Below are 8,325 nucleotides of genomic sequence, written 5' to 3' on the forward strand. Positions count from 1 at the left end.
TAAAATTTCCTGATATATTGTGATTTTTCTTGATATCCTTGAATTTTTCATGATATACCGCAAATTTTCTTGATATATCGGGCGAGCGGGGCGCCAAGTAATCTCCCAACATAAATCGAACCGCACTCCTAATCAAAAGAGTGCGGCCCAGCTAGTTATTTCAACTTCAATTTCGCCAGTGCATCCGCTAATGCGGTATTAACAGGCTCATCGTTATTCTGCTTTTTCAAGTACTGATTCACATCACTCTTGGAAGCTTTCTGATTGGCGTTGTTTTTGCGTCGTTCCTGGAAGGTGCTTAATTTCTCGCGGTGTCCGCATACGCAGGCAAACATCTGGCCTTCCCCTTCCCCACGCAACTCCAACTTCTTGCGACATTTCGGACAACGCGCATTTGTCACCTTGGAGACATTCTTACGATGACCACATTCTCTGTCCTGACATACGAGCATCTTTCCTTTTTTCCCGTTCACTTCAAGCATAGGCTTGTCACAGTCCGGGCAACGTTTGCCTGTCAGGTTGTCATGTTTGAACTTTTGGTCTGTATTTTTAATTTCATGGACAATCTGTTTGGCATAAGCCTTCATTTCATTTATGAATGCTGCTTTTTTCAGCTGTCCTTTTGCAATCATACCAAGCTTCTGCTCCCATTCTCCTGTTAGGGCTGGAGACTTCAAGTCCTCTGGAGCAAGATTCAGCAGCTGTTTCCCTTTGGATGTGATGTGCAGGCCTTTGCCACGCTTCTCCATCAGGAAGCTGTTGAATAGCTTCTCTATGATATCCGCTCTTGTCGCAACTGTTCCTATCCCGCCTGTTTCACCTAGTGTCTTCACAAGCTTCTGATCAGTTTGTTCCATGTACTTTGCAGGATTCTCCATCGCAGAAAGCAATGTACCCTCGTTAAATGGCTCCGGCGGCTTTGTTTTACCAGATGTCAGTTCGACCTTCCTGATCGGCAGTACGTCGCCTTTATTTAAACTTGGCAATAGCTGGTCCGTGAATCCGTCACTTCCATCCTCCTGTTCTTCCATAGAACTGAAGACTTCCTTCCATCCTTGGGAGATGACCGTTTTTCCTTTTGCAACAAACTGCTCTGCACCAATGGAAGCGGTGATGTTCGTCTGTTCATATAGGAAAGGTGGTAAAAGAACGGCAAGGAATCGTTTCACAATCAGGTCGTAAATCTTGTATTCCTTGTCAGATAGCTTGCTTAATAGGACTGCTTGCTCTGTCGGGATGATGGCATGATGATCGGTCACTTTTTCATTGTTCACAAACGATTTGTTGGACTTGATCGGTTTGGTCAACAGTTTGGAAGCAATCGATTTATACGAGTGAGCACGGATTGCCTCTACGCGTTCCTTCAGCGTATCCACCATGTCAGTGGAGATGTATCTGGAATCCGTTCTCGGGTACGTGACGATCTTATGTTGTTCGTATAGGCGTTGCAAAATGGACAACGTTTCTTTGGCGGAATAGCCGAAAATACGGTTGGCATCGCGTTGAAGTTCTGTCAGATCATACAAGGCCGGGGCATAGGTCTTCTTTTCGGTTTTGCTTATATCCGTGATGGTTGCCTGCTTGTTTTTCACCTTGTTATGTAGGCCTTCCATCACTTCTTTATTAAAGTTTCTTCGTTCCTTCGTTTTGGCGTCTTGCCAAACCAACTGGAAACCCTTTTCAGTGATTGCTTTCATACCATAAAATTCTTTAGGCACAAAGCTTCTAATCTCTTCTTCCCGCTTGGCAATCATGGCAAGCGTAGGAGTCTGCACTCTTCCGCATGAAAGCTGGGCATTATGTTTAGTGGTAAGTGCCCTCGTCGCATTCATTCCAACTACCCAATCCGCTTCGGCACGGGCAACTGCTGAGTAAAAGAGGTTTTCGTATTCTTTTCCATCACGAAGCTTTGCAAAGCCTTCCTTTATCGCGCGGTCTGTAACAGAGGAGATCCATAAACGCTTCACAGGCTTTTGAATACGCGCTTTCTCCAAAATCCATCTGGCAACAAGCTCCCCTTCACGGCCGGCATCTGTTGCGATGACGATATCTTTTACGTCCTTTCGGGTAAGCTGCGCTTTTACCGCGCTGTATTGCTTGCTTGTATTTTTGATAACGACGAGCTTCGTTTCGTTTGGCAACATCGGCAGGTCTTCGAGTTTCCATGCTTTGAATTTTGCGTCGTATGCTTCCGGGTCAGCCAGGGTGACGAGATGACCAAGCGCCCAAGTGACGATGTACTTGTCCCCTTCGAAGAATCCGTTTCCTTTTTTCGTACATTTCAATACTCTTGCTATATCTCTACCTACAGAGGGTTTCTCTGCAAGAACGACAGTTTTTGGCATAGTAACAATCCTTTCAAGCTTCCTGTCTTCTAATCTTTACATATTGTGTGACGGTAGTCAAAAAGAGAAGACCATTGTCTGGTCAGTAGTTTTGATAACACTTAAAACAATACAATAAACACAAAAAGCTTGGGGATGTTCCCAAAGCTTTTGTCCTAAATATGTTTATTCCATTAAAGCTCCGAGATTGTAGAACAATCTTTTATTTCTCTTCTCCGAGCAAAGAATACACGTTACCTTTTTTAACAGAAAACGCTCCTACAACCTCTCCTTCGCTCATCATAACGGTGACTAATATACGACCTAATAATACATCACTTAATGGATGATTGCTTACATAGAAAAACTCATGGTGAAGTTCTCTATCCATATAGAACTCTTGATCATGCTGTTGTACTGACAGATAGTTAAGATATGGTTTCTCATTAACGTTTTTCTTTGTAATTGTATAGGGTCCATATTCACCTTCATGGTACATAACAAATATACCTTCATCCTGTAAATAGCTCATAGCGGTAGTGCTAGACTCTGATAAAGTGGATAGGTGAATCCACCGTATTCCTAACACTAATACAACTAAACTAAAAAAAAGTAACAAAAAAACTTTTGTCTTCATATAACACCGCCTTTTTTAATTAAACACTCTAACCAACTTGCAAGGATGTAGAAACTAAGATGTTCTAATTTTATTCAACTCTTCCTCGTATTGAATGCTAATTTCACTTATGTTTTCTATAGTTTCTTCAATATTTAGAGCCTCGCCTTCAGTTGAAGTTAACGCACCAATTGATTGGGATAGCTCTTTTAAAACTTTCAAATACTCCATATCTTTATCAGAAATAGGAACAATTTCAATACCATCCTGAAAATTATTGTTTAAAAATTCCCTATAGAAATTTTTGACTTCCCCAGCAAGATTGTTTGAATTATTTTGATATTCTTTAAAATCTAGGTCATAATGTTTGGCAAAAGTTAAAGAATCGTCAATTCCAAATAGAATATCATTAGATACGTACCAGATATTATCGAATTCCTGTCGAGTGATTTGTTTGGTGTTTATTGCATTTTCCAAATCTGGAGGAAGAATTTCTTTTGCCACACTAAAAGCAGAATTTAGTTCCACTTTTAAATTGTCTTCTAGCTTTTTATTTAAAGAGTTCATTTGTTGAAATTGGTATATGTTTACGATCAGCAAAACAATAATCACTAATGTAAGTATTTTATTTTTACTCATAGTACACCCCCAATATAGTTAAATGATAATGAAGCCCAAGTGATAAAAAGAATCGCTACAAGGTGATGAGATACTTCGTCCTTCATAGCTTTTATTAAAGATAGGATAAAGATATACCCAAAAAATAAAAATGAGATTGCATATAAGAAAAACACATTAAACGCTTCCTTTCCTTATTCCTATAAATACTCCTAGTTACATCTTTTTTCCATTATATTTATTACTTTCTTTTCTATTTCTTCTCCGGCAGTTTCTCCAAGGCTTTCACAGCATCTTCTACCGTCCCTACTGGAATTAGGATAATGTCTAACCCTTCTTCTTTTACAGTCCTTCTCGCAATTGTTTCATTGTTTTCCCATCCGTCATCTTGTGGAACGATAAAGTAGTCAAATCCTGCATTGGCAGCCCCAATAACTTTTTGTTTCACGCCGCCGATCGGCCCCACTTCCCCGTCAATTGTGATGGTCCCTGTACCGGCAACCTCGTTTCCTTTGAGGAGGGAATTCTCCATCATTTTGTCCAGGAGAGTGAGGGTGATCATTAGTCCGGCACTTGGGCCGCCAAGGTTCTCTATATTTTGCCACTGAATGTTTTTATCCTTGCTCGTTTCGAACACTTCTTCAAAAAATACGCCAAGCATCGTGTTACCGTAGAAGTCCTTGTGCGGGTATGTGGTGACCTCCACTTCCATTGGCTCTCCGTCGCGAAGCAGCGTCAACATGGTCTTTTCACCGGCTTCCTTTTCGACAATCAATTGATCCAGGTGGTCATAGGATTCCAGCTTTTCACCGTCCATTTCAATTAGAAGGTCTGTTACCTTTACCAGATCCTTATCAGCCCAGTCCGGTAAAAAATGAACCGGATAGAAGCCTAGTAAATCTAGCTTCGGATCTTCACCGAGTACACCGCGTGCTATGTATTCCGCCTTGATTTTCGACTGTTCCATCATTTGTTTGTATTGATAATCCAAATCCTCTTTCTCCATATCTACGTGCTCGGAATATGCAGGGACAATATCTACCCCTTCTTCGAGCAAAAGTGTCAAGATCATGAATGGCCAGATGGTGTTTTCCAGCGTGGAGACATAGGTCATCCCTAGATCTCCATCAAGCTCAGAGCCGCCCTCATACTGGACAAACTCATCCAGGTTTATTGGGTTCCCTGCAAGTAATACATCATATCCAGTCGGTATAAAGCCGCTTCCTATAATTACTAGCAAAACTACTACAACGATCCACGGTGCCCGTCTTTTCATCTGGTTTCCCCACCATCTCTTTTTATCTACTTTTTATTTTATAGTAGATTGGGAGAAATTAGTATATGCAATAATAACGGGGAAGGAGAAACTTCTTTCATATCCCACATAGCCATTCTCAGGAAATTTTAGTATGATGAAAAGTAGATATTTTTTTAGATAGGATGGATACAAACATGAGTTTATTAAGCATAGATGGGTTAAGCCACAGCTTTGGCGACCGTATGTTATTTAAGGATGTTACCCTTCGCCTATTGGCAGGAGAGCATGTAGGCCTTGTTGGGGCTAACGGGGTCGGTAAATCGACTTTGATGAATATCATTACAGGAGAGATCGTGTACGACACAGGACGTGTGGAATGGACGCCAGGTGTGCATTATGGATACTTGGACCAGCATACTGTGTTGACGCCAGGGAGAACGATGAGGGATGTTCTGCGCGATGCTTTCCTCCCTTTATATGAGAAGGAAAAAGAATTGAATGCCATTACGGATAAAATGGGAACTGCTACTCCCGAAGAATTGGAAGAGTTGCTTGAGCAGATGGGAGAAATTCAAGACCATTTGGACGCAGGTGGATTCTACAACCTTGATATCAAGGTAGAGGAAGCTGCACGGGGGCTTGGTTTGGATGCAATTGGTCTCGACCGTGACGTTGCTGCTCTTAGTGGTGGACAGCGTACAAAGGTTCTTTTAGCAAAGCTGTTGCTTGAGCAGCCGCAAGTGTTACTACTGGATGAGCCTACGAACTACCTGGATGTGGAGCATATTCGCTGGTTAAGTTCGTACTTGAAAGAATACCCGCATGCCTTCCTTTTGATCTCTCATGACACCGAGTTCATGAACGGCGTGGTGGATGTTATTTTCCATCTGGAATTCTCCAAGCTCTCACGCTACACAGCATCTTATGAGAAGTTCCTTGAGCTTGCGGAGATCAATAAGAACCAGCACATCAATGCTTATGAGAAGCAGAAAGAGTTCATCAAGAAGCAAGAGGACTTCATTGCGAAGAATAAAGCGCGCTACTCCACGACAGGCCGTGCGAAAAGCCGTCAAAAGCAACTGGACCGCATGGAGCGGATCGACCGCCCTGAGACATCTGCAAAGCCTACTTTTGAGTTTAAAGAGTCTCGTGCAAGCAGCCGTTATGTAGTGGAAGCGAAGGACCTCGAAATTGGGTACTCTGAGCCTCTATTGCCGAAACTTACCATGGAAATCGAGCGTGGGGACAAGATTGCGATCGTTGGTTGCAATGGGGTTGGTAAATCGACATTGCTGAAAACGATTCTGGGTAAAATAGATCCTCTTGGCGGTTCTGTCATCCGTGGTGACTTCCTCTTCCCTTCCTATTTCGAGCAGGAAGTTAAGGCGAAGGATATCACACCGATCGATGATGTGTGGAATGAGTTCCCAGCCCTTGATCAACACCAGGTCCGTGCGATCTTGGCACGGTGCGGGTTGAAGAACGAACATATCTCCCGACCGTTAAGCCAGCTGAGCGGTGGAGAGCAGGCAAAGGTTAGATTATGCAAGCTGATGATGCACGAGAGCAACTGGCTGCTGTTTGACGAGCCGACGAACCATTTGGATGTGGTAGCAAAAGAGGAGCTAAAACGCGCCATCAAAGCGTATAAGGGCACTATCCTACTTGTCTGTCATGAACCTAGCTTCTATGAGGATTGGGTGACGAAAGTTTGGAATGTGGAAGAATGGGCCGAGCAGAAACAATAGAGATATAACTACAACTAAGAGCAGCATGGGAGACTCCCTGCTGCTCTTTTATTTTTTTAAAGGAATTCCGTCCTTCTAATAAGAACTCGTTACAACGGCTTCGGATCGTAACTCGATCCCGTCCAATCCGTCAATTCACAAATCGCATCCCAAAGCTTAGGGTAAAACTCGAATTTCGCTCCTTTTTCCAAAGCCTGAGCAGGTATCCCTTTCAAGCTTTTCGTATTCAATCCAATCATCCTGCGGACAAGCTGTATGTGGTGCTTACGGAATGTCTGGAAGTTCTCATCGAATGCAGTCATCTCCTGCATAAGCATATATAACTCATAATTGTCTCTTGCAGCCTTATGCAGCATGAACGGAGTCATTTGCTTATCATTCAGAAGCTGTTCAAACGGTGTCCACAAGGTTGGTCCAAGTCTAAGAATCTCATTGAATCCCGGTGAGTCCTGTCCGCTCCCCCGGCCTAGAGCGAGTCTGATAGTGTGGTAATCTCTCGGACTGATCACTTTTACCATATCAAATACTGGAGGCAACTGTTTCAGATGCATATTCACTCTTTGGAGCTGGTGTGTAGCTTGCAGGATTTCCCCATGCTGCATGTGTGCATCCGCTAAGTGAATGTACTGGATAATCAGCTTGAAATGGAGCTCTGCGATCTGATGAATCATTTGAAATGTAAGTTCGTCCTCGCAGGAGCGTTCCCCATCTTCTTTTTGCAAACTTAAGAGCTCTTCCGTACGAATATACTTCTCATAATCTGTCACTTTTTTCTCTTCCATTTCTTCTCCTCCTAATATCGGATAAATGGATAGGCTCTAGCAGCTAATGTCTTCTATCTTCCACTCATACGTTTATCTGACAACTCCCACAGCTAAAGCAGTGGGGTTCTAGGGTACTTTCACGCTTCTCGATGATGCCCTTATCTTTCCTTTCGAAAAGAGTTTCCACCAAAGCACTGGCGTGCTTTCTCCTAAAACATTAACGGACGTATTGCGTATAGCAAGGCACCTCTCTCAACAAGCCTAGAAAGACTCTTGATATGCTTTTCGTTCCGACTTTTATTGGGCGTTGTCATGACCAATTCGATTTGTTTTATGCGATAAACCACCGCAACGTTTTGCTTTGAGATTGTTTTAGGTGTGCCACCTCAAGATGATGAAGTTTTACAAAATTATTCCACTGAGCATTGCATAATTTTATATCAACAGAATTAAGCGTTTCAGTTGTGTTACCTATTAAAAAGGCACTGTATAAATCACGTTGGATAAGGATTTCTCCAAAAACATTCCAACGTTCTGAAAGTTGTTTTTTACTGCATTCTCCTGTTATATGGTTGAATTGACTCGCTTTTGTGGCGTGAGTATCTATTTTCTTTAAAGAACTGCCTTGATAACCAAGTTTGCGGTCAATTATCGTTAACAACATTGCAGGAGCACGATTGGCGATTGATTTTCCAAACCTCTTTTTGCGATTGATTTTGCCATTTTTCTTATTGCGTGTGGTATTTTTCGCACGCTTTTGCAGAGATTGAAACCGCATGGTTTCCACTCGAACATCAGAACCAAGAGAAAGGATGTCATTAGCCATTTTTTCGTGTGACATTTTACGTTGAACAGTGATTTTACGATAAAGTTCTTTTCTTTTTTTGCGTAGTTTCTCGTATTTTTTTGAGTATATCCAAGTTTGCCTACCTTTTTTTATTGTTCCGTTTTCGTTGAAATTATTAGAATTTGTACTTCGTTTAGACCTATCCATTTT

The 8,325-nt window shown here is 42.2% G+C and carries 6 protein-coding genes and 1 pseudogene; 1 reads left to right on the forward strand and 6 read right to left on the reverse strand.

Annotated features, from left to right (window positions below; all coding sequences use genetic code 11):
• Positions 1 to 155: 155 nt before the first annotated feature.
• From AB685_RS09490 to AB685_RS09505, 4 genes are all read right to left on the reverse strand, one after another.
• A complete protein-coding gene (locus AB685_RS09490; protein ID WP_047970330.1) occupies positions 156 to 2,345 on the reverse strand; it encodes a DNA topoisomerase III in 2,190 nt (729 codons plus the stop codon).
• A 202-nt stretch (positions 2,346 to 2,547) separates the two neighbouring features.
• Complete coding sequence (locus AB685_RS09495; RefSeq protein WP_198530481.1) at positions 2,548 to 2,856, reverse strand: hypothetical protein; 309 nt, start codon at positions 2,854 to 2,856, stop codon at positions 2,548 to 2,550.
• A 159-nt stretch (positions 2,857 to 3,015) separates the two neighbouring features.
• A complete protein-coding gene (locus AB685_RS09500; protein ID WP_047970332.1) occupies positions 3,016 to 3,579 on the reverse strand; it encodes a hypothetical protein in 564 nt (187 codons plus the stop codon).
• Positions 3,580 to 3,811: 232 nt separating this feature from the next.
• Positions 3,812 to 4,834, reverse strand: a complete 1,023-nt coding sequence (locus AB685_RS09505; RefSeq protein WP_047970333.1) for a S16 family serine protease — start codon at positions 4,832 to 4,834, stop codon at positions 3,812 to 3,814.
• A 176-nt stretch (positions 4,835 to 5,010) separates the two neighbouring features.
• On the opposite strand from AB685_RS09505, the gene AB685_RS09510 reads away from it, so the two are divergent.
• Positions 5,011 to 6,564, forward strand: a complete 1,554-nt coding sequence (locus AB685_RS09510; protein ID WP_047970334.1) for an ABC-F family ATP-binding cassette domain-containing protein — start codon at positions 5,011 to 5,013, stop codon at positions 6,562 to 6,564.
• Positions 6,565 to 6,653: 89 nt separating this feature from the next.
• On the opposite strand, the gene AB685_RS09515 is transcribed toward AB685_RS09510, so the two are convergent.
• Both AB685_RS09515 and AB685_RS31255 read right to left on the reverse strand, forming a co-directional pair.
• On the reverse strand, positions 6,654 to 7,346 hold the full coding sequence (locus AB685_RS09515) for a tryptophan 2,3-dioxygenase family protein (RefSeq protein WP_047970335.1): 693 nt from the start codon (positions 7,344 to 7,346) through the stop codon (positions 6,654 to 6,656).
• A 313-nt stretch (positions 7,347 to 7,659) separates the two neighbouring features.
• Positions 7,660 to 8,325, reverse strand: a pseudogene (locus AB685_RS31255) (RNA-guided endonuclease TnpB family protein); the annotation flags it as partial.

It is taken from the genome of Bacillus sp. LL01 (assembly GCF_001037965.1).

Bases quoted from the DNA above. Each gene is read 5' to 3' on its own strand.
- AB685_RS09515 (WP_047970335.1), bottom strand. From the start codon at position 7,346: ATGGAAGAGAAAAAAGTGACAGATTATGAGAAGTATATTCGTACGGAA.
- AB685_RS09490 (WP_047970330.1), bottom strand. From the start codon at position 2,345: ATGCCAAAAACTGTCGTTCTTGCAGAGAAACCCTCTGTAGGTAGAGAT.
- AB685_RS09510 (WP_047970334.1), top strand. From the start codon at position 5,011: ATGAGTTTATTAAGCATAGATGGGTTAAGCCACAGCTTTGGCGACCGT.
- AB685_RS09505 (WP_047970333.1), bottom strand. From the start codon at position 4,834: ATGAAAAGACGGGCACCGTGGATCGTTGTAGTAGTTTTGCTAGTAATT.
- AB685_RS09500 (WP_047970332.1), bottom strand. From the start codon at position 3,579: ATGAGTAAAAATAAAATACTTACATTAGTGATTATTGTTTTGCTGATC.
- AB685_RS09495 (WP_198530481.1), bottom strand. From the start codon at position 2,856: ATGAGCTATTTACAGGATGAAGGTATATTTGTTATGTACCATGAAGGT.